This window comes from Cupriavidus taiwanensis LMG 19424, from assembly GCF_000069785.1.
GTDB lineage: Bacteria > Pseudomonadota > Gammaproteobacteria > Burkholderiales > Burkholderiaceae > Cupriavidus > Cupriavidus taiwanensis.
Map to the genome: position 1 here is coordinate 2049692 of NC_010530.1, position 20032 is coordinate 2069723.

The 20032-nt window shown below is 66.8% G+C and carries 18 protein-coding genes; 14 read left to right on the forward strand and 4 right to left on the reverse strand.

Annotated elements, in window-relative coordinates:
• Positions 1 to 62 precede the first annotated feature (62 nt).
• The 4 genes from RALTA_RS24680 (at position 63) to arsB (ending at position 2575) form a co-directional block, all read left to right on the forward strand.
• Positions 63 to 398: an ArsR/SmtB family transcription factor gene (locus tag RALTA_RS24680; protein WP_012356687.1), complete on the forward strand. Its 336-nt coding sequence runs from the start codon at positions 63 to 65 to the stop codon at positions 396 to 398.
• Positions 395 to 877 carry an ArsI/CadI family heavy metal resistance metalloenzyme gene (locus RALTA_RS24685; protein ID WP_012356688.1) on the forward strand — a complete coding sequence of 161 codons (483 nt, stop codon included), beginning with the start codon at positions 395 to 397 and terminating at the stop codon, positions 875 to 877. The genes RALTA_RS24680 and RALTA_RS24685 overlap by 4 nt, the downstream gene beginning before the upstream one ends.
• A 123-nt stretch (positions 878 to 1000) precedes the next feature.
• The gene (locus tag RALTA_RS24690) at positions 1001 to 1495 is read left to right on the forward strand and encodes an arsenate reductase ArsC (protein WP_012356689.1); all 495 of its coding nucleotides are present in this window, start codon (positions 1001 to 1003) and stop codon (positions 1493 to 1495) included.
• 3 nt (positions 1496 to 1498) lie between these two features.
• Positions 1499 to 2575 carry an ACR3 family arsenite efflux transporter gene (gene arsB, locus RALTA_RS24695; RefSeq protein ID WP_012356690.1) on the forward strand — a complete coding sequence of 359 codons (1077 nt, stop codon included), beginning with the start codon at positions 1499 to 1501 and terminating at the stop codon, positions 2573 to 2575.
• 51 nt (positions 2576 to 2626) lie between these two features.
• Here the strand turns inward: arsB and RALTA_RS24700 are convergent, their stop codons facing one another.
• A complete protein-coding gene (locus RALTA_RS24700) occupies positions 2627 to 3502 on the reverse strand; it encodes a LysR substrate-binding domain-containing protein (protein WP_012356691.1) in 876 nt (291 codons plus the stop codon).
• Positions 3503 to 3633: 131 nt separating this feature from the next.
• Between RALTA_RS24700 and argH the strand changes: the two genes are divergently transcribed.
• Positions 3634 to 5139, forward strand: coding sequence for an argininosuccinate lyase (argH, locus tag RALTA_RS24705; protein ID WP_012356692.1), 1506 nt, complete (start codon positions 3634 to 3636; stop codon positions 5137 to 5139).
• A 61-nt stretch (positions 5140 to 5200) separates the two neighbouring features.
• A complete protein-coding gene (locus RALTA_RS24710; RefSeq protein ID WP_012356693.1) occupies positions 5201 to 6169 on the forward strand; it encodes a Bug family tripartite tricarboxylate transporter substrate binding protein in 969 nt (322 codons plus the stop codon).
• A 199-nt stretch (positions 6170 to 6368) separates the two neighbouring features.
• On the opposite strand, the gene RALTA_RS24715 is transcribed toward RALTA_RS24710, so the two are convergent.
• Both RALTA_RS24715 and RALTA_RS24720 read right to left on the reverse strand, forming a co-directional pair.
• Positions 6369 to 8090 (reverse strand): amidohydrolase, encoded by a 1722-nt coding sequence (locus RALTA_RS24715; protein ID WP_012356694.1) that lies wholly within the window; start codon positions 8088 to 8090, stop codon positions 6369 to 6371.
• Between the two features lie 355 nt (positions 8091 to 8445).
• Positions 8446 to 9351 (reverse strand): MurR/RpiR family transcriptional regulator, encoded by a 906-nt coding sequence (locus RALTA_RS24720; RefSeq protein ID WP_012356695.1) that lies wholly within the window; start codon positions 9349 to 9351, stop codon positions 8446 to 8448.
• A 93-nt stretch (positions 9352 to 9444) separates the two neighbouring features.
• Between RALTA_RS24720 and RALTA_RS24725 the strand changes: the two genes are divergently transcribed.
• The 8 genes from RALTA_RS24725 (at position 9445) to metC (ending at position 17327) form a co-directional block, all read left to right on the forward strand.
• Positions 9445 to 10608, forward strand: a complete 1164-nt coding sequence (locus RALTA_RS24725) for a M20 family metallopeptidase (RefSeq protein ID WP_012356696.1) — start codon at positions 9445 to 9447, stop codon at positions 10606 to 10608.
• Between the two features lie 50 nt (positions 10609 to 10658).
• The gene (locus tag RALTA_RS24730) at positions 10659 to 11660 is read left to right on the forward strand and encodes a Bug family tripartite tricarboxylate transporter substrate binding protein (protein WP_012356697.1); all 1002 of its coding nucleotides are present in this window, start codon (positions 10659 to 10661) and stop codon (positions 11658 to 11660) included.
• 464 nt (positions 11661 to 12124) lie between these two features.
• Positions 12125 to 12955, forward strand: coding sequence for a transporter substrate-binding domain-containing protein (locus RALTA_RS24735; RefSeq protein ID WP_012356698.1), 831 nt, complete (start codon positions 12125 to 12127; stop codon positions 12953 to 12955).
• 169 nt (positions 12956 to 13124) lie between these two features.
• Entirely contained in the window at positions 13125 to 13868 is a 744-nt protein-coding gene (locus RALTA_RS24740) for an amino acid ABC transporter permease (RefSeq protein ID WP_041232623.1), read from the forward strand.
• Positions 13858 to 14670 carry an amino acid ABC transporter permease gene (locus RALTA_RS24745; RefSeq protein ID WP_012356700.1) on the forward strand — a complete coding sequence of 271 codons (813 nt, stop codon included), beginning with the start codon at positions 13858 to 13860 and terminating at the stop codon, positions 14668 to 14670. Before RALTA_RS24740 ends, RALTA_RS24745 begins: the two co-directional genes overlap by 11 nt.
• A complete protein-coding gene (locus RALTA_RS24750; protein WP_012356701.1) occupies positions 14657 to 15529 on the forward strand; it encodes an amino acid ABC transporter ATP-binding protein in 873 nt (290 codons plus the stop codon). The genes RALTA_RS24745 and RALTA_RS24750 overlap by 14 nt, the downstream gene beginning before the upstream one ends.
• Positions 15526 to 16149, forward strand: coding sequence for a cysteine dioxygenase family protein (locus tag RALTA_RS24755; RefSeq protein WP_012356702.1), 624 nt, complete (start codon positions 15526 to 15528; stop codon positions 16147 to 16149). Before RALTA_RS24750 ends, RALTA_RS24755 begins: the two co-directional genes overlap by 4 nt.
• Complete coding sequence (gene metC / locus RALTA_RS24760; RefSeq protein ID WP_012356703.1) at positions 16146 to 17327, forward strand: cystathionine beta-lyase; 1182 nt, start codon at positions 16146 to 16148, stop codon at positions 17325 to 17327. The genes RALTA_RS24755 and metC overlap by 4 nt, the downstream gene beginning before the upstream one ends.
• A gap of 323 nt (positions 17328 to 17650) precedes the next feature.
• On the opposite strand, the gene RALTA_RS24765 is transcribed toward metC, so the two are convergent.
• Complete coding sequence (locus RALTA_RS24765; protein ID WP_041232624.1) at positions 17651 to 19873, reverse strand: rhodanese-like domain-containing protein; 2223 nt, start codon at positions 19871 to 19873, stop codon at positions 17651 to 17653.
• Positions 19874 to 20032: the final 159 nt, after the last annotated feature.

The window sequence follows — 20032 nt, forward strand, 5'->3', positions numbered from 1 at the left end:
CCGAGCGCTTCGTCACACAAATTTCACTTTACAGGTTTCCATGCTTCGAATATTGTCGAAACATGGAAACCGATCACGCCCTGGACGCGCTTGCCGCGCTCGCCCATTCGATACGCCTGTCCGTGTTCCGCTTGCTGGTGCAGGCCGGCCCGGCAGGGCTGCCGGCGGGCCGGATTGCCGAGTTGATGGAAATGCCAGCGTCCTCCCTCTCCTTCCACCTGAAGGAGTTGCACCGCGCCAAGCTGCTGTCCAGCCGGCAGGACGGCCGCTCGATCATCTACATGGCGCATTTCGACACCATGAACGCATTGCTGGGTTACCTCACGGAGAACTGCTGCAGCGGCAATCCGTGTTCCCCGGTGTCCAACTGTTCCTTCACCTCGGAGCCCAAATCATGAAGCGCTTCCACGTTCATGTCAGCGTCGCCGACCTGTCTGCGAGCATTCGTTACTACTCCGCTCTCTTCGCAGCCGAACCCACGGTGGTGAAGGATGACTATGCGAAGTGGATGCTGGAGGATCCGCGCGTGAACTTCGCCATCTCGGCCCGCGGCGCGGAAGCCGGCGTCGACCACCTCGGGTTCCAGACAGACGATGCGGCCGAGTTGGCCGAACTGAAGCAGCGAGCCCAAGCCGCCGACATGGCGTTGCTCGATGAAGGCGAGACGACCTGCTGCTACGCGAAAAGCGAGAAATACTGGGTCACGGACCCGCAAGGCATTGCATGGGAGCATTTCCATACGCTGGGCGATGTGCCCGTGTACGGCGAATCCCGAAAAGCCGATGCTGCCGGCCAGGAATCCGCCTGCTGCGCGCCGCGCGCCCCGAAAGGCAAGCCGATCGGCATTGCGGTCAACGCAGGGACATCCTGCTGCTAAGGGTGCCATCCCATGACCGCGCGTTGGCGCGTCGCCGCCCCCGCTGCCGGTGAGCAAAGCGAGGCCAGGAAGCAGCAAGCCATGAACGACGCCGGCATCGTCCAATGATTTCGTAGCACCCACATGACCACCAACGTACTGATCCTGTGCACCCACAACTCGGCCCGCAGTGTGCTGGGCGAGGGGATGTTGAACCACCTGGCCAGGCAACTTGGCCGCGATGTGCGCGCCTATAGCGCGGGAAGCTCGCCCAGCGGGCGTATCAACCCCTTAGCGATCGAGGCGCTACGCAATGCCGGCGTCGAGGTCAGCGACTTCCGTAGCAAGAGCTGGGATGAATTTGTCGGCGCGAAGGCCCCTGAGATGCGGGTGGTGATCACGGTGTGCGACAGCGCGGCCGAAGAGGCGTGCCCGTATTGGCCGGGCAGCCCGGTGACCGTGCATTGGGGCTACCCCGACCCATCCAACACGGAAGGCGGCGACGAAAAGAAGCGCCAGGCATTCGAACTGACCCGACAGGCCATCGCGTACCGCATGCTGCAATTGCTGCTGCTTCCGATCGAAGCCATGAGCAATGCCGAACTGCAACAGGCGCTGCAGCGTCTGGCCAGGAGCTGAACCATGGGTAGCCAGAACGTGGCGACGTCGGGCGTGACCACCTCCAGGCCGGCCATCGGTTTCTTCGAGCGGTATCTGACCATATGGGTTGCATTGTGCATTGTCGCCGGTATCACGCTGGGGCAGATGCTGCCCGATGTGTTCCGGGCAATCGGTCGCATGGAATATGCCCAGGTCAACCTTCCCGTCGGCATCCTTATCTGGGTCATGATCATCCCGATGCTGGTCAAGATCGATTTCAGCGCGCTGGGGCAGGTGAAATCGCACTGGCGCGGCATCGGCGTGACCTTGTTCATCAACTGGGCAGTCAAGCCGTTCTCGATGGCGCTGCTGGGATGGGTCTTCGTGCGGCACCTCTTCGCGCCATGGCTGCCTGCCGACCAGCTTGACAGCTATGTGGCCGGGCTCATCCTCCTGGCCGCCGCACCATGCACCGCCATGGTCTTTGTGTGGAGCCAGTTGTGCAAGGGCGACCCCTACTTCACGCTGTCTCAGGTGGCCCTGAACGACGCCATCATGGTTGTCGCCTTTGCACCGGTCGTGGCGTTGCTGCTGGGCCTGTCGTCCATTGCCGTGCCGTGGGATACCTTGCTCACCTCGGTGGCGCTGTACATCGTTGTGCCTGTCATCATTTCGCAACTGCTGCGCAAGATGCTTCTCAGGCGCGGCGTCGCATACTTCCAGCGCGTCGTGCATCGCCTGGGGCCCTGTTCGATTACAGCGCTGCTCCTGACCCTGATCCTGCTGTTTGCCTTCCAGGGCAAAGCGATCATTGAACAGCCGCTGGTGATCGCGCTGCTGGCGGTGCCCATCCTGATCCAGGTGTTCTTCAACTCCGGTCTTGCATACCTGTTGAACCGCAAGCTCGGTGTTGCCCATTGCGTCGCTGGCCCGTCCAGCCTGATTGGTGCCAGCAACTTCTTTGAGCTGGCCGTCGCCACCGCCATCAGCCTGTTTGGCTTCCAGTCAGGGGCGGCACTGGCCACAGTGGTCGGCGTACTGATCGAGGTGCCTGTCATGCTGCTGGTCGTTGGCATCGTCAACCGGTCGCAGTCGTGGTATGAGACCAAGGCCAACTAGGGGACGGGAAGAGCGCCAGCGCACCGCAGCGGCCCCTCAGTTGCTTGCAGCCTAGCCGGTGACCTTCCGCAAGCACGCCAGGAACCACTGCGCCAGCGCCGGCACCGGGCGCTGCGGATTGAACAGGATGTGGCTCTCGAACGCGATCACCGGTTCGAACGGAATCGCCTTGACGCCCGCCGGCTTCAGGCTGCGCACCACCAGCGGGTTGACCACGCTGACCCCCAAGCCCATGCCCACCATCGTGCAGATGGTTGCCGCGTAAGGCGTCTCCAGCGTCAGCACGCGCCGGTCTGCCGGCACGAACGCGGCGTCGACCGTGGCGCGGGTGCCGTCGCCATGCGTCAGCGAGATAAAGCGCTCGCCATCGAGGTCGCTGGCGTGCAGGCGGCGCTTGCGCGCCAGCCGGTGCGTCGCCGGCACGATGCACACGCCGTCCTCGCGGCGCAGCAACTCGCTGCGGATGCCGGTGGTCTCGGCCATGTACGACACCAGCCCGATATCGCAGAAGCGCGCCGCGGTCCATTTGGCCACCGTGGGTGAATCATTGGTATGCACGGCGATCGGCACGTCCGGATAGCGCTCGCGGAAGGCCAGGATTGCCTGCGGCATCACGCTCATCGCGATCGACGGCACGGTGCCGATGCGCAGCGTGCCCACGCCGGATTCACGGATCGACCGGGCCGACGCGCGCAGGCTGTCGAGGCCGACAAAGGAGCGCTCCACATCGAGAAACAAGGCTTCGGCTTCGTCCGTCGGCGCGAGCCGGTTGCCGACTCGCTCGAACAGCCGGAAGCCCGCCTCGCGTTCCAGTTGCCCGATCACGCGGCTGATGTTGGGCTGCGAGGTATGGAGCTGCGCGGCGGCTTCGGTCATCGAGCGCGTCAGCATGACGGCGCGGAACGCTTCGATCTGCTTGTAGTTCATGGCTGGCGGCGGTTGAGGTCAGTGGCTTGCACGCAGCATATCAAATCCGTATGGGCATGGCCGAAATGCTGATTTGACGATATATAAAGCGGATTTCCATACTGGCTCCATCGTTTCGGAGATCACACAGCATGGAATCCAAAGTCAGCCGACGCCTGACCCAGCCCACCGCCGCCGAGGTATGCGAGCACATCTACCTGCCGCGCCTGATGCGCGAGTTCGGCAGCGGCTTTCGCTACCTGACCGATATCAACCAGGCCCACCTGCTGATGCTGCACGGCACCGGGCTGATCCCGGCGGACGTGGCCGCGGTGCTGGCGCGGTCACTGCTGCGCATCGAAGCCGAGGGTCCTGGCGCCGTGCCGCTGGATCCTGCGCGCGAAGATGCCTACTTCAACTACGAAGCCCACCTGATGCAGATGGCCGGTGCCGACGCCGGCGGCAGGCTGCATGTCGCGCGCAGCCGCAACGACATCCTGGCCACGCATGACCGCCTGCGTGCACGCGACCTGGCGCTGGATATCCTGGAAGCAATGCTGGCGGTGCGCACGGCGGCGCTGGAACAGGCCGACGCCTATGCCGCGGTAGTGATGCCCGGCTATACGCACCTGCAGGCCGCCCAGCCGATCACATATGGCTACTACCTTGCCGGCTTTGCCGAGTCGCTCGGCCGCGATATCGCGCGCATGGAGCAGGCGCTGGCGCGCCTCGATGCCTGCCCGCTTGGCGCCGGGGCGCTGGCCGGCACCGCCTTTGCGATCGACCGCGCGGCGACGGCGCAGTGGCTGGGCTTCTCCGCCCATGCGCCGAATTCGCTCGACGCCGTGGCCTCGCGCGACTTTGCCTGGGAAATGCTGGCAGCGATCACCGTGGGTGCGGTCAGCTGGGGCCGCGTGGCGCAGGACCTGTACGTCTGGGCCACGCCCGAGTTTGGCCTGATCGACTTCCCGGACAGCGTCGCGGGCACCTCGAGCATCATGCCGCAGAAGAAAAACCCGGTCGTTCTGGAGTACCTGAAGGGCAAGGGCGGCCACATGCTCGGCCTGCTGACCGGCGCGCTGGCGGCGCTCAAGGGCAGCCATTTCACGCACTCGGGCGACGGCAACCGCGAGAGCATGCGCGGCTTCTGGGAAGCCGGCGACGAATGTCTGCGCTGCCTGGCGCTGCTGCGGCTCGTCATCGCCAGCGCCGCGCCGCAGCGCGCCCGCATGCTGGCGCGCGCGCGCCGCGATTTCTCCACCGCGACCGACCTGGCCGATGCGCTGGTGCGTGAAGCCGACATGTCGTTCCGACAGGCGCATCACATTGTCGGTGCCGTGGTGCGCGACGCGCTCGACCAGCACCTGGCCGCCGACGAGATCAGCGCCGACATGGTCGATGCCGCCGCGATGCAGGTCGCCGGCCGCGCGGCCGGACTGGATGCCGCCGCGGTCGCGCGCTGCCTCGATCCCGAGCAAGGCGTCGCCGCGCGCATGGCCGCCGGTGGCCCCGCGCCGGTCCTGGTCCGCGGCAACGTCGCCGCCCAGCGTGCCGCCACGCAGCATGCGGGCGACTACCTCGGCGCCACCCGGGCCCGCCTCGATGCCGCACGCGCGGCGCTGAAGCGCTCGGTCAACCACCTCGCCTTACAAAGCTGAGCCGCGCCGCACATCGCAGCCGGCATTGCCCTTATCCTTGTCCCACGGAGACCCTGCCCCCATGAAAACCATTGCACATGCCCTGGCTGCCACCTGTCTGACGCTGGCGACGAGCGTCGCCCTGGCCGGCCCCTACCCCGACAAGCCCATCCGCATGGTGGTGCCCTTCCCGCCCGGCGGCACCACGGACCTGCTCGGCCGCGTACTGGCCACCCGCTTGTCCGAAACCCTCGGCCAGCAGGTGGTGGTCGACAACCGGCCGGGCGCGGGCGGCACCATCGGCTCGGACCTCGTGGCCAAGTCGCCGGCCGACGGCTACACGCTGATGTTCGGCACCGTGGGAACGCAATCGATCAACGCCACCCTCTACAAGAAGCTGCCGTTCGATCCGCAGAAGGATTTCTCGCCGGTGGCATTGTTCGCCGGCGTGCCCAACATCCTGGTGGTCAATCCAAACGTGCCGGCCAGGAACGTGCGCGAGCTGGTCAGCTATGCCAAGGCCAACCCCGGCAAGCTCAATATGGGCTCGGCCGGCAACGGCACCACCAACCATCTGTCCGGCGAGCTGTTCAAGTCGATGGCGGGCGTCCAGGTCGTGCACGTGCCCTACAAGGGCAGCGGCCCGGCGATGGCCGACCTGCTCGCCAACCAGGTGCAACTGATGTTCGACAACCTGCCGGGCTCGCTGCCGCATGTGAAGGCCGGCCGCCTGCGCGCACTGGCCGTGACCAGCGCCACGCGCTCGCCGGCACTGCCCGACGTGCCGACCATGGCCGAGGCGGGCATTGCGGGCTATGAGGCCGATGTCTGGTTCGGCGTGGTAGGTCCGCGCGGATTGCCGCCCGAGGTATCCAGCCGCCTGTCGCAGGAAATCACGCGCATCGCGCAGGACAAGGCGATGCGGGACAAGCTGGTGCAGGCCGGGGCCGCGCCGCTGACTTCGACCCCTGAGCAGTTCTCGGTGCTGATCCGCCGCGATACGGACAAGTGGGCGAAGCTGGTGCAGGCGTCGGGGGCGAGTGTGGATTGAGGGGGGGTGGTGGCGGTAGCGACCGGCACGACGTCAGCGCCGACCCGGGCCAGACCGAGCCCGCCAGGCTGCTTGCGGTGTTCGCCGTGGATACCAATGACATCGTGCCGCCGCAAGGGAAGAATGCGCTCGATTGCCGCCAGGAGGCACGACGGCCCGAAAGGACCGACGTGAGCTTGGCGCCTGATTCCGGCTCGACTCAGAAGGCCGGAACCGAGGTGCCAGTGTCGCGGTACACCTGGCGACCTCCGACATAGGTGGCAATGGCGTGGAGATTCTGGATGTCAACTTCAGGCACCGTCAGATAGTCTCCCGACAACACCACGAAGTCGGCCAGCTTGCCCTTTTCGATCGAGCCCTTGGTATCAGCCTCGCCGTTCAGGTCGGCATAGTTGATGGTGAACATGCGCAGCACGTCGGCGCGGCCCACGCGCTCGTCCGGACCATAGACGCCGTCGGTGATCGTGTCGCGGGTAATGAAGTGATACATCGCCCAGAACGGATTGACCGGCATGTTCGCGGAATCGGTGCCGCCGACGAGCTGGAAGCCAGCATCCATGAAGGTCTTCACCGGAGTCACGTGTTCCGCCCGGTCGTGTCCCCAGTATTTCGACAGCACCGGTGCGGCAACGTACAGGTGGGCCTGCACGGACAGCCTGGCGCCGAGCGCGCGCACGCGCTCGAGCTGTTCCTTGCGGACCACGAAGGCGTGCTCGATGGTCCAGCCCCTGACGGCGCCCGGGCTGGCCTTGTCGAGGCTTTCCCACGCCGTCAGGACCTGGTCCAGCGCCGCGTCGCCAACCACGTGCACGGCCACCCGGTACCTGTTGCGGGCGAGTTCGCCGGCCACATCCTGGTACGCCTGGCCGGAAACCAGCGGCAGCCCGAAGAACGTTCCGCCCTTGCCGTACGGTTCGCTGTAAGGCTGGCTCATGTAGCCGCCTTCGAATCCGCCATCGACCGAGGTCTTCGCGCCCCAGATGCGCACCCATTCGTCGCCAGCGCCCGCCGGCAGCTGGGCCGAGGCAATGATCGACTTGATCTGCGCGGCCGAGTTCACCGGCGCCATGGCGTTGAGCAGCAGCTGGAAGCGCAGGCTCAGCTTGCCCGCGGCCTGAAGCTGGCGGATGACGGCGTAGGCTGAGGGCACGTCGGTGCCCGTGAACATGCCCGGCACGCGCACGCTGGTCAGCCCCAGCGCATTGAGTCTGTGCTGCATGTCTTCCAGGGCCGCCGCGTCGAATTTTGGCGGCGCGGGCAGCGTCATCAGCGAGCGCGCGTTGTTGATCAGTACGCCGGTCAGCTGGCCGCTGCTGTCTTTCTGGATGATGCCGCCGTCGGGCGACACCGTGCTCTCGGTGATATTCCACTTGGCCAGAGCCGCGCTGTTGAGCATGGCCGTCAGGCCGCCGCGGTGCAGCACCAGCGGGTTGTTCGGCGCCACCGCGTCGAGCTCGGCGCGCGTAGGCAGGCGCACCTCTTTCAGCTGCGCTTCATGCCAGTCGGCGTTGCTTTGCAGCAGCTCGCCGGGCGCATGGCTGGCAACGTCGCCGCGAATCGCAGCCAGCACATCGTCAATCCTGCGCGTGCGCGACAGGTCGATCCCCGGGCCGCCGCCTGCCCCATGCAGGTGCCCGTCGCTGAGGCCGGGGATAATGGTGCGTCCACCCATGTCGACCACACGCGTGACCGGGCCGACATGCTTGCTCAATTCAGTCGACGATCCGATCACCAGGAATTTTCCATCCTTGACGGCGAATCCCTGCGCTACGGTATTGGCGGCATCGATGGTCAGGACTTTGGCGTTGGTGTAGACCGTATCGGCGGCAGGCTCGGACGAGCCTCCGCATCCCGCAAGCGGCAAGACGATGGCCGCAAGGCCGAGCCAGCCCGGCCCCCCCCTGCTCCAGCTGATTTTCATTGGTTGCTCCCCTTTCCTTCTTGTTGGCATGCGCGATGCCTGCGTCGTCACCGATCGCCTGCACGAAGGACTATCCCGTCGGGGAACGACCCTCCGTGAGTTAATTTAGATGACGACGTTTTATATTTCAAATATTTTTGCCGACGTCTCGAGCCTCCCGAGGCGTTGCCCTGCCTGCCGACACCACCAGGCCATCGTGCGTGGCGAAGGGCAAGACCGCCGTCGAGCAAGGTGTCGCCGGGGATGTCGACTTGCGTGGTCAGCGCGCGCTTGCTGCCGCCCACCACCGGGAGGTGAATATGGGCCGTGCGGTTGTCATGACTTCAACCCCGCCATTTCAATGGCCTTGGCGACTTCAGTCGCGGCACATGCCCTCGTCGAGGTCGGCTTCGAACGCCTCCCAGAGGGTATCGCGCCGTTGCAGCGCCTCGATGACGTCCGGATGACGCAGCTGCGCCACCGCCGAGACCAGCGCGTTGCATAAGAAGAAGGCCGCGGTATAGGAATCGAACGGCGAAGCGTTGGTGGTGCGCACAAGCAGGTGATGGTCCGACAGCGGCACCAGCGGCGCGGCCGGGCTATCGCATATCGCCACCACGCGCGCACCGCACTTGCGGAACACGCGCGCAATCTGCACCGGCGCGGCGGAATAACGGCGGATGCTGAAGGTCAGCAGCACGTCATCCGGTTCCACCCATAACATCGCGTCGGTTGCCGTCACCGCGCCGCTGCCCAGCTCCTGGACCCGCGGGCGGCACATGTTCAAGTGCAGCGCCAACCAGGCGCCCACTGGAGCGCTGTTCTTCTGCGCCAGCACGAAGAGCCGTCCGCGCGGGCCGGCGAGAAGCCTGGCGACCGCCTCGAACGCTGCAAGATCAAGCGATTCGCGTGTAGCGGCCAGGTTGTGCTGGTCGTGCAGCAGCGCGTCGTCCACGCACGCGCGCAGCGTGCGCTTGCCGCCGATCGTCGCCGGCGCGCGCTGGCCGGCGGTCGGCAGCATCGCCGTCACACCGGCGCGCGCCTCGCGCTGGGCGTCCGCATAGCTGGTGTAGCCGAGTTTGGCGAACAGGCGCACCACTGTCGACGCGCTGGTGCCGTGCCGTGCCGCCAGCGCCGTGGCCGATTCCAGCAGCACGTGTGGGTAGCCGCGGCTCAGCACGTCCGCAAGCTCGCGCTCGCGGGCGGTCAGATTGGCGGCCTCGCGCGCCAGGCGGTCGAGCAGCGTGGCGTCGCGGCTTGCAGTCTCATCACTCTTCTTCATGGTGTTGACTACTATTGCAATGTATATTGCACTATCATACCATCTTTGCAATATATCATTCATCGCCGATGCAGGCGGGAAACGGGACAAGACATGCAGCAGAGCGAAGCAGAGACGCAGACGGCGTACGCGGCCGTCGACTGGCTGGCCGGCCAGCGCCCGGAGATGGAGGCATTGCTCGGACGAATCGTCGATATCGACAGCGGCAGCCGCCAGGAGGCCGGCGTTGCCGCCGTCGCCCAGACGCTGCGCGCGCACCTCGATGCCGCCGGTATCGCGACCGAACTGCATCCGGTGCCCGGTTACGGCGTCCTGCTCGATGCGCTGGTACCCGGCACGGCGGACGATGCGCCGGTCGTGCTGATGGGCCATATGGACACAGTCTATCCAGCCGGCACGGTCGCTCGCCGGCCATTCCGAGTCGAGCATGGGCGCGCCTACGGCCCCGGCGTCGCCGACATGAAATCCGGCCTGGTGCTGAATGTCTTCGTCGCCGAGGCCCTGGCGCGCTGCGGCGGCAACACGCGGCCGGTGCGACTCTTCTTTTCCTGCGACGAGGAGATTGGCTCGCCGGCCACGCGCGAACGGATCATGGATGTCGCGCGCGGCGCGCACGCAGTGTTCAATGCCGAGCCGGGCCGCGTCAGCGGCAACCTTGTCACCGAACGCAAAGGATCCATGGTGGTGGCGTTCGAGGTCGAGGGCGTAGCCGCGCACTCGGGTATCAACCACGCCCACGGCGCCAGCGCCATCGACGCACTGGCACGCAAAATCCTCGCTCTGCACGCGCTGACCGACCCTGAGCGCGGCATCACGACCAACGTCGGACAGGTGCAGGGTGGCATTGTCGCCAACATGGTCGCGCCACACGCAAAAGCCGAACTCGACGTGCGCTACACGGCCGAGACCGAGCTCGACGCCCTGTATGCGACGATCAGGGAGATCATCGAGCGCGAGTCGCTACCGCGCACGCGCGGCTGGATCACCGACACGCGGCGCACGCTGCCGATGGCGCGCACGCCGGACGCTTTGCTCGCGCTCTACCAGCGCGGCGCGCAGCAACTGGGCTTCGCGGTGAACGGAGAGTTCACCGGCGGCGCGGCTGACAGCGGCCTGACGGCCTCGGTTGGCACTCCCACGCTCTGCGGCACGGGCCCGGTTGGCGGCCATCCACACACGGAGCGCGAGTACTGCGAGCTCTCCACCTTCGTACCGCGGGCACAGGCGCTGGCGCTTGCGGTGATCGGGCTGCGCTGAGCAGCATCCTCTGCCGGCGCCTGTTCCCACTTTTTTTTCGCTCCACTGCCATGAAGAACGTGACTCTCTCCCGCCGCTGCTTCCTGGGTACCAGCCTCGCCGCTGCCACGCTCGCGGGCGCCGCGCCGTTCGCCGTGAACGCGCAAGGCGCGTGGCCCGCACGCCCGATCACACTGGTCGTGCCGTTCCCGCCGGGCGGCTCGGTGGACATCATGGCACGCCAGTACTCGGAACCGCTATCGCGCATCCTCGGGGTGCCGGTCGTTGTCGATAACCGGCCGGGCGCCGGTGGCTCGGTCGCCACGCAAACGGTCGCGCGCAGCAAGCCCGATGGCTATACGCTGGTCGTGTCGTCGCAGAGCAGCCATCTAGCCAACCCGCTGACGCAGCCGAAGATCGGCTACGACCCAATCAAGGACTTCGAGAGCATCGCCATGCTCGGGCGCCAGCCAAATGCACTGGTCGTCCATTCGAGCGTGCCGGTGCGCACGTTCGCTGAGTTCCTCGCCTATGCGAAGAAAAACCCCGGCAAGCTCGACTACGGCAGCGGCGGCGTCGGCAGCATGGGTCAGCTCAACGTGGAAATGCTCAAGGCCGCCACCGGCATCTACGCCACGCACATCCCCTATCGCGGCGGCAACCAGCTGATCACGGCCGTACTCAGTAACGAGGTCCAGTTCATACTGGACAACCTCGTCATCATGTTGCCGCACATCAAGGAGGGCAAAGTGCGCGTGCTGGCCGTGGCCTCGGAGCAGCGCCTGCCGCAACTGCCCGATGTGCCGACACTCGCCGAGCTCGGCTATCCGCAGCTGAACCTCAGTTCTTGGACCGGCATCGCGGCCCCGGCCGGTACGCCGGCGCCGGTCGTGCAGAAGCTCTACCAAGCAGTACGCCAGGCCGCCAGCGACCCGGCCATGCAGAATGCGCTGCGCTCGCGTGGCGTGGTGCCGCCCGAGGAAATGGCGCCGGCGGCCTTCGAGAAAATGATGGCCGAGCGGCTGCAGCGCTATGGCGAGGTGGTGAAGCGCGCGAAGATCACGGCGGAATAATCGCAGATCCCTTTGACAATACGCCCTCTTGCATCCGCCGGAGGGCCAGCGGACTGTCATCCTATTACGGTGGCGGCAGGTCATGATAGCGGAACACGCCGTTGTCGAAGCCACGCTGTAGGCAATCCTCGTGGCCTGCATCAGCCGGCCCGCCTGATCCCATTGTGCTCATCATCACAGGGCATTCCGCTTTGCCAGGGTATATTGAATCCGCTCGACTCCGTGAGTCATGACGGTAGCGCCGAGCGCCAGGCGCCCCGCTAGGCGCCTGGCTCCTCTCATGATCGGATGGTTGCCAGCGAGCCAGGCCGCTTCAACGCCGAAGCGTCCTGGCGGCGCCGGAGCGCACCCGCCGATGCGCGACCGGAAGGGTGTGGCACCTGCATATCCATATCCGAAAGCCTTCTTTGTTTGCTGGGGCGCAGGGCGATAGCATCGTCTCCTCCTTGTTCTCATGATCAGACATGCCCGCGCTCCCGTTCCTTCGCATCGCCGCTGCTGCGGCACTGTCCTGCCTTGCCGTCAACGCCGCCTGGGCAGATGCCACGCTGGATCGCATCAAGCAGCGCGGCAAGGTCTCCATCGGCGTGCTCGTCGGCGGCAGCCTGTTCGGCTCGATCGATCCCGTCACGCAACAGCTCGTCGGCTGGAATCCCGACCTGGCCCGTGACCTGGCCAAGCGGCTAGGCGTGGAAGCCGAACTCGTTCCCGTGCAGCCTTCCAATCGCGTGCAGTTCCTGCAACAAGGCAAGGTGGACCTGCTGATTGCGTCGATGGAATACAACGCCGAGCGCGGGGAGTTGCTGGGTCATGCGCCGACGCCGTTCTACCGCGTCGGCGGGACGGCGGCTGTGTTGAAGCGCAGCGGTATCGCCAAGTGGGACGACCTGCGCGGCAAGACCGTCTGCGCGTCGCAGGGCAGCAGCTACGTCAAGCCTCTGCAGGAGCAGTACGGCGCGCAGGTACGTGGCTTCAAGACCTCCGCCGAATCGTTGCTCGCACTGCGGGGCGGCCAGTGCGTGGCCGCAGTTCACGACGCAACGCTGATCCACCCGCTGGTCCGCAGCAATGCCGACTGGACCGACTACGCCGCGCCGATCCCTGCCGAAATCCTGCCCGCGCCCTCGGTCGTCTGGACCCGCAAGGGGGAGACGGACACCATCGCCGCGGTGGACAAGATCGTCCAGGAATGGCACCGCTCGGGCTGGCTGATCGCCACGGAAAAGCGGCTTGGCATCACGCCGCCGCAGCCTCTGCTGCCCGAACTGCAAGCACGCTTCAAGAACGCGTCCTGAGTCGAGCCCTCGGTCGCAGCGTTACGGCGCCTTTCCGAAATGAAAAGAGTCTTCCTTCCATTCCCAGCCATCTCGCCGGGCGACTTCGCCGTCTTTGCAGTGAGTAAAAGGCCATGAAGGCATGCCGACCTGGCTATGCGCTGCAGCCGGCGCAAGCGGAGGTGGCGGCATGACCGATTTCCTCGCCGCCGTTGTCGCCACGCTCAAGCCGCTGGGGCTGAACTATGCCTTCGTCCTGGACGCCGGCGAACGTTCAGCGTTCCTGCGTGGCCTGTTGGTGACGCTGGAGCTTTGCCTGCTCACCATTCCCTGCAGCCTCGCCGCCGGCCTCGTGCTGGCGGCCATGCTCACGTCGGGCCGCCGCGCCCTTGCCGCACCGGCCCGCGCCTTTGTCGAGCTCACACGCAACACGCCCACGCTGGTGCAGCTCTACTGCGCCTTCCTGGTGCTCAACATGCTGATCACCCAGCAACTGGCCAGCCGCGGCACCGGCAATCCACTGACGCCGTTCGTCTGGGTGGTGATCGTGGTCTCGCTGCACAAGGCCGTGTTCCATGCCGAGGCGCTGCGCGCCGGTATCGAAGCGGTGCCCCGCATCACGCTGGAAGCAGCGCGATCTCTGGCCTTCTCGCGGCGCCAGCTGCTGCTCCAGGTTGAACTCCCACTCGCTGTGCGCTTTGCGTTGCCGGCACTGGTCAACAACGTGGTGGATCTCGTCAAGATGACTGCCGTGGCGTCCGCCATCGCGGTCGGCGACCTCACCTATGAAGCCATCATGATCTGGACCCAGCGCGACAACGTGCTGGAACTGCTGTTGCTGATCCTGGCCTGCTTCGGCCTGCTGACGTGGCTGGTCAGCCGTGCGGGTCGCTGGCTGGAGAATCGACTGAGGATGCCCGGCTATGGCCATTGAATCGATTCACCCGGCCGCCATCGGCCGCCCCCCGCTGCCGGCGCGTGCGCTGCGCGACCCCTGGTGGCTCGCATTCGCCGCGGCGGCGGCATTGCTGCTGTTCTGGGCCCTGGCCGGCAGTACCCCGGCGGCGGTGCGCAGTCTCTGGACCTGGACCCCGGCGCTGCTGCGCGGACTGCTGGCCAACATCGAGATCAGCGTGTTCGCCATGGCGCTCGGCACCGTCGTCGGCCTGGTGATCGGCGCGCTGTCCTTGTCGTCGCATGCAGCGCTGCGGGTGTTCACGCGCACCTGGGTGCAGGCGTTTCGCAATGCGCCGGTGCTGGTGCTGGTCTATTTCACCACCTATGTGTTCCCGTTCGAGCTGCACCTGGTGCACTGGACGTTTCCGTTCCCGGACTGGGTCAAGGTCGTGCTGGGCCTGGCATTGCCGGCAAGCGCCAACGTTGCCGAGATCTTCCGCGGCGCGATCCAGTCGATCCCGAGCGCGCAATGGGAGGCGGCGCAGTCGCTCGCCTTGCGGCGCCGCCAGATCTTCCGCCTGGTCGTGCTGCCGCAGTGCCTGCGGCGCATGCTGCCTCCATGGATGAACCTGTACGCCAGCATCACGATGAGCACGTCGCTGGCGTCGCTGGTTGGCGTCCACGACGTGGTCGACACCGCGCAGGTTGCCAGCAACACGGTGGCGCGCACCGACTTCACGATCCTCGTCTACTTCACGCTGCTGGTCCTGTTTTTTGCCTATTGCTACCCGATTGCGCGCGCGACCCGTGCGCTGGAGCGCCGCCATGAACGCCACTGAGTCCTTCCTGCGCCGCGACACCGGCAGCCATGCCACATCGCCACTGGTGCAGCTGCGCGACGTCCACCTCAGCTTTGGCGCGAACGCGGTGCTCAACGGCATCGACGTGGACGTGCGCCGCGGCGAAGCCGTCACCATCATCGGCCCGTCGGGATCCGGCAAAAGCACCATCCTGCGCTGCATCACCGGCCTGCTGCAGCCGCAGCGCGGACAGATTCGCGTGGGCGACACCGCGGTCGAGAGCTTGCGCGGCGAGGACGAATTCATCGCGTTACGCAAGCGGGTTGGGTTCGTGTTCCAGCAGTACAACCTGTTCCCGCACCTGACGGTGCTGGAGAACCTGGTGCTTGCCCCGACCCGGGTGATCGGCCGGCAGCGCGCCGACGCCGAGCGCGAGGCGCAGGCGCTGCTCGCCAGGGTGCGGCTGTCGGAGAAAGCCAGTGCCTACCCGGGCGAGCTCTCCGGCGGACAGCAACAGCGCGTTGCGATCGCGCGCGCGCTGGCGATGCAGCCCGAACTGATCCTGTTCGACGAGGTGACCTCGGCGCTCGATCCCGAGACCGTTGGCGAAGTGCTGACCGTGATCCGCGAGCTGGTGGAGGACGGCATGACCTGCGTACTGGTGACGCATGAAATGCGCTTCGCCGCCGAGATCAGCGACCAGATCTACTTTACCGAGGCCGGCCGCATCGTCGAGCATGGTCCGCCGGCGCAGATCTTCGGCAAGCCGCAGCACGAACGCACCCGCGCGTTCCTGCGCCGCGCGCTGGGTGCGATCCCCCGCCTGCCCGCCGAATTCGATGCCGCCTTCACGCCGGCGCCTTCCCTCTTACCTGCTGACGGAGTCTCCGCACCATGAGCCTTTCCTCTCCCGCTGAACGCCAGGCCGCCCGCCGCAAGGCAGTGGCCGACGCACTGACCGACATCCGCCGGCTGGCCGCGGGCCAACCCGACCGCGCCGCGCTCGATGCCGTTGCCGCGCGCCTGCAGGCGCTGGCCGCGCAGCGCGAACTCTTCACGCGCGAGGACTTTCCACCGCCGGCGCAGACGGCGAGCGGCGCCTCGACGCGCTACCGCCTGAACCCCGATGATGGCGACGACGCCGCCGCGCTGTACCTGAACTCGATCAATCCGGGCAAGACCACCATCCCGCACAACCATGACACCTGGGCCGTGATCGTCGCGGTGGAAGGCCGCGAGTTCAACCGCGTCTACCGTCGCACCGACGACCGCAGCGATCCGAACTTCGCCCGGCTGGAAGTCGCGCGCGAACTGACGGTCGAGCCCGGCACGCCGATTGCCTTCCTGCCTGACGACATCCACAGCATCCATGTGGTCGGCGACGCGCCGACGCTGCATTTCCACTGCTATGGCCGCCCGCTCGAAACGCTGACGGGCCGCTACGGCGTGCATCCGGAGAGCGGCGAGATCGTCAATTACAACGCCACGCAGATGCAACCGAGCAAGGTGGCGGCATGAGCGACGCTGGCAGGCATACGCGGTTGCTGCATGCGGGGGCGCCGACGCTGCGCGATGGCGCGGGCCCGGTCAATGTACCCGTGGTCAGGACAAGCACGGTGCGCTTCGCGAGCCAACAGGCGCTGGAATCGCGCCAGCACCGCCGTGCCGCAGGCGAACGCGTCGCCTCCTACGGCCGCCACGGGCTGGACACGCATGAGGCACTGGAAGACGCGCTGACCACGCTCGAAGGCGGGCATCGCGCATTCCTGGCGCCCTCCGGGCTGTCGGCGATCACGCTGATGCTACTTGCCCTGCTCGGCCCTGGCGACCATGTGCTGGTCTCGGACAGTGTCTATGCGCCCGTGCGGCGCGTCGACAAGACGCTGCTGCGGCGCCTGGGCGTCACCGTCGAATATTTTTCGCCCGCACATGACGACCTTGCAACGCTGATCCGGCCCGAGACGAAGCTCGTCTACCTGGAATCGCCAAGCTCATTGCTGTTCGAGGTATTGGACCTGCCAAAGCTGGCCGCGGTGGCGCGCGAGCGCGGCGTGCCGGTGGCCGTGGACAATACCTGGAGCGGCGGATGGTTCCTGCAGCCCCTGCGCCTCGGTGCCAATATCTCGATCCAGGCCGCGACCAAGTATATCGCCGGGCATTCCGACGTGATGCAGGGCGCGGTGGTCGTGGACAGCCCCGCATTGGCGGAACGCATCGCCACCACGCACGAGGCGCTGGGCCTTGCCATCGGTGCCGACGACGCCTACCTGTCGCTGCGCGGCCTGCGCACGTTGCCGCTGCGCCTGACCCAGCACCAGCGCAATGCCACCGAGGTCGCGCAATGGCTGCAGCGCCATCCGCAGGTTGGCCGCGTATTTTATCCAGCGCTACCCGAAGACCCGGGCCATGCGCTGTGGCAACGCGACTTCAGCGGCGCCAGCGGGCTGGTGTCGTTCGCATTCCGAAATGCCGGCGCGAACGCGGGCAGTGCATTCGTCGACGCGCTGCGGTGGTTCTCGATCGGCGCCTCCTGGGGCGGGTATGAAAGCCTGGCGCTGGTCGCCCCGCCGGAACGGCTGCGCGAACACCGGGCCTGGCAAGGCAATGCATCGGTGGTGCGGCTGCACGTCGGACTCGAAGACACACAGGACCTGCTGGCCGATCTGGACCAGGCCTTCCACCTCACACTGACCTGATTTGCGCTGCGCTCGCCGTGGTTGGACGCGATCCACGTGTACGACCCGGCCGGCCATGCCACCGTCGGCGTTCCGAGCATCCGTCACGATATCCCGGCAGCCGTGCGGCGCATCGGCGAGGACCTGTTTCAAGCACGCCGTTGCGTCGCGCCGCGGCAAGCAGGCCAACCGGGTTGGGACTCTCGTTGATCAGGCCATGCGGCGCGACGCCAGGATCTGGCCTTCGTATTCATCGCCGTGATTGCCGGCCATTACCAGCACGGCGGGAGCATCGCCCCTGTCATTCGATGCATGCGATTGGTGGGACGCGCTCGGCGCTCATTTCAGTGCGCCAGCAAGCGGATGCCGATGTCCCCCTCGCGCTCGAGCTGCGCAACCAGACCGACCTCCCAGTCCAGGTAGGCGCGGAAGCCCGCGTCGCGCTGCGCGACATCGGCGTGGTGGTACGGGCTGTACCAGTAATCGTCCTCGCCGGTCAGCACGCCATGCGCGCCGCTGCCCGTGGCCAGCCCCGCCGCGGTCCAGGCTTGCGTGCCACCGGCCAGGTAGCGCACGTCACGGCCGCTGCGCGCCGCAAGTTCCGCCGCCACCACACGCGCCAGCACACCATCCGACGATGTGACGAGCACGGTTTCGTCCGCGGGACTATCTGCCACCAGCGCTTCGAGACGGTCCGGCACCGCAAACTGCGCGCCGGCGACATGGCGCCTTTCGTAGGCGGCGCGCCGCTCGACGTCGAAGACGCGTGCGCGGCCTGCCTGCAACAGCGCATCGACCTGCAGCGCCGACAGCGGCTGCGCCGCCGGCCGCGAGGACAGCACGCGCAGCGGCTCCGCGCCGGTGTCCACCGCGGCGTCGGCCGGCGGGGCGTACACGTACACCTCGTGCGCACCCAGTTGCGCCAGCCACGCGCCGGTGGTCAGCGCCCGCACGCCATCCCAATCGGCCAGCACGATCCGCGCATGGCGCGTTGCCGCGTATTCGTCGGTTGCCTGCACCAGTTGCCCGCCCGGCGCCCAGCGCCAGCCCGGCAGGTGGCCCGCCTCGTATTCGGCTCGCGTGCGCACATCGAAGCGATACAAGGTGTGCTGGCCGGCTTCGCGCTCCAGCCGCGCCAGGCCCGCATCATCGAGACGGCGCACGCCGGCGCGGGAGGCGACGGCCTCGGCACGGGCACGGGCGGCTTCACGGGTCGCCCGCTCGGGCTCGGGCAGCGGCGTATGGCGTCCGTGCGCCAGCGTGCGGCCATTCAGCAGCCAGGCCATGGTGCCGTCCTTGAGCGAGACCACGGGGTTGGGCACCCCGGCATCGATCAGCGTCTGGGCGCCGACGATGCTGCGGGTGCGGCCCGCGCAGTTGACCACGACCAGCGTTTCGGGCCGCGGCGCCAGCTCGCCGATGCGGTAGACCAGTTCCGCGCCGGGCAGGCTGTGCGCGAACGGCAGGCTGAAATCGGCAAATTCCTCGGTGGTGCGGCTGTCTACGACCACCAGGTCGTCACCACGCTCGATGCGTTGCTGCAGTTCGTCGGCGCTAATCCATGGCGTGTGCTTCTGGTGCTCGATCACTTCGCCGAAGGCCTTGCTGGGCACGTTGCTGCCGCTGAAGATCTCGAATCCCGCCGCCGCCCATGCCTGCGTGCCGCCGGTCAGCACCGACACGTTGCGCCAGCCCAGGCGCAGCAGCTTGGCCGCGGCCTGGTGCGCCAGGCTATCGCCGCCCTCGCCGCCATCGGTCAGGACGATGCGGGTGTCGCGGCGCGGCACCAGCCTGTCGGCCAGCAGCTCCAGCCGCCACAGCGGGGCAGAGGCCGCAAGCAGCAGATGCCCGCGCACGAAGACGCCGGTCTCGCGCACGTCGAGCAGCGCGATCTCGTCGCCGTCCGCCAGCGCCGTTTTCAGCGCGGCGGCATCGATGGCGGCATGAGCGATATGCCGCGGCGGGCCGAAATGCCGATAGCTGCCGCCCGCGGCACCTTCGAACACCACGCGCCCGCTCAGGCGGTCCAGCGCCAGGCCATAGAAATGCAGGTGCAGGCCGGGCTCGTTGCCAACCAGCTCGATGGTATGGACGTCGTCGGGCAACAGCGTGACGGAGCTGCCGCTGACGACATCGCTGCGGCCGGTCTCGGTCAGGCGATCGCGTGCGGGGTCGTCGGTGGCCTCGCGACGATAGAAGACATTGCGCTCATTGCCGGTGATGCCGGCAATGATGGCCCATGTGGTGTGGTCATGCGGTGGCTGCGCCTTGCCAGGCAGCCCGGCCGACACGTATAGCGCATAGCGGCCATCGAGATATTCCGACAGGCGATAGACCCGCGCGGGATTGTCGGCCGAAACAGGAAACTGCGCCGACGGGAACAAGTCGCGTTGCGCGCCCAGCCGCTCCAGCGCCCGCGCCACCGTCTGCAGCGTCTCGCGGTCGGCAGGCTCTGCACGTTCCAGCAACTGTCTTGCTTCGGCGATGAAGGCGGCCACGGCGGCGTGGCGCCGGCTGGCAACGTCGCTACCCGGCACCGCTGATGGGGATAGGTTCTGTTGGGTCATGCGGCGACTGTAACGCCGGGACCAGAGCAGTGCCAAAGAAGGCTTTCGCGTATCAACATGCTGTCCGCTTCCATCCGACCCGCCGTCGCCACGACGCATGCCGCATATCCATAGGCTCAAACATTCGTTGGTGCGGGTCGGCAGGCTTCGTAAGCTTGA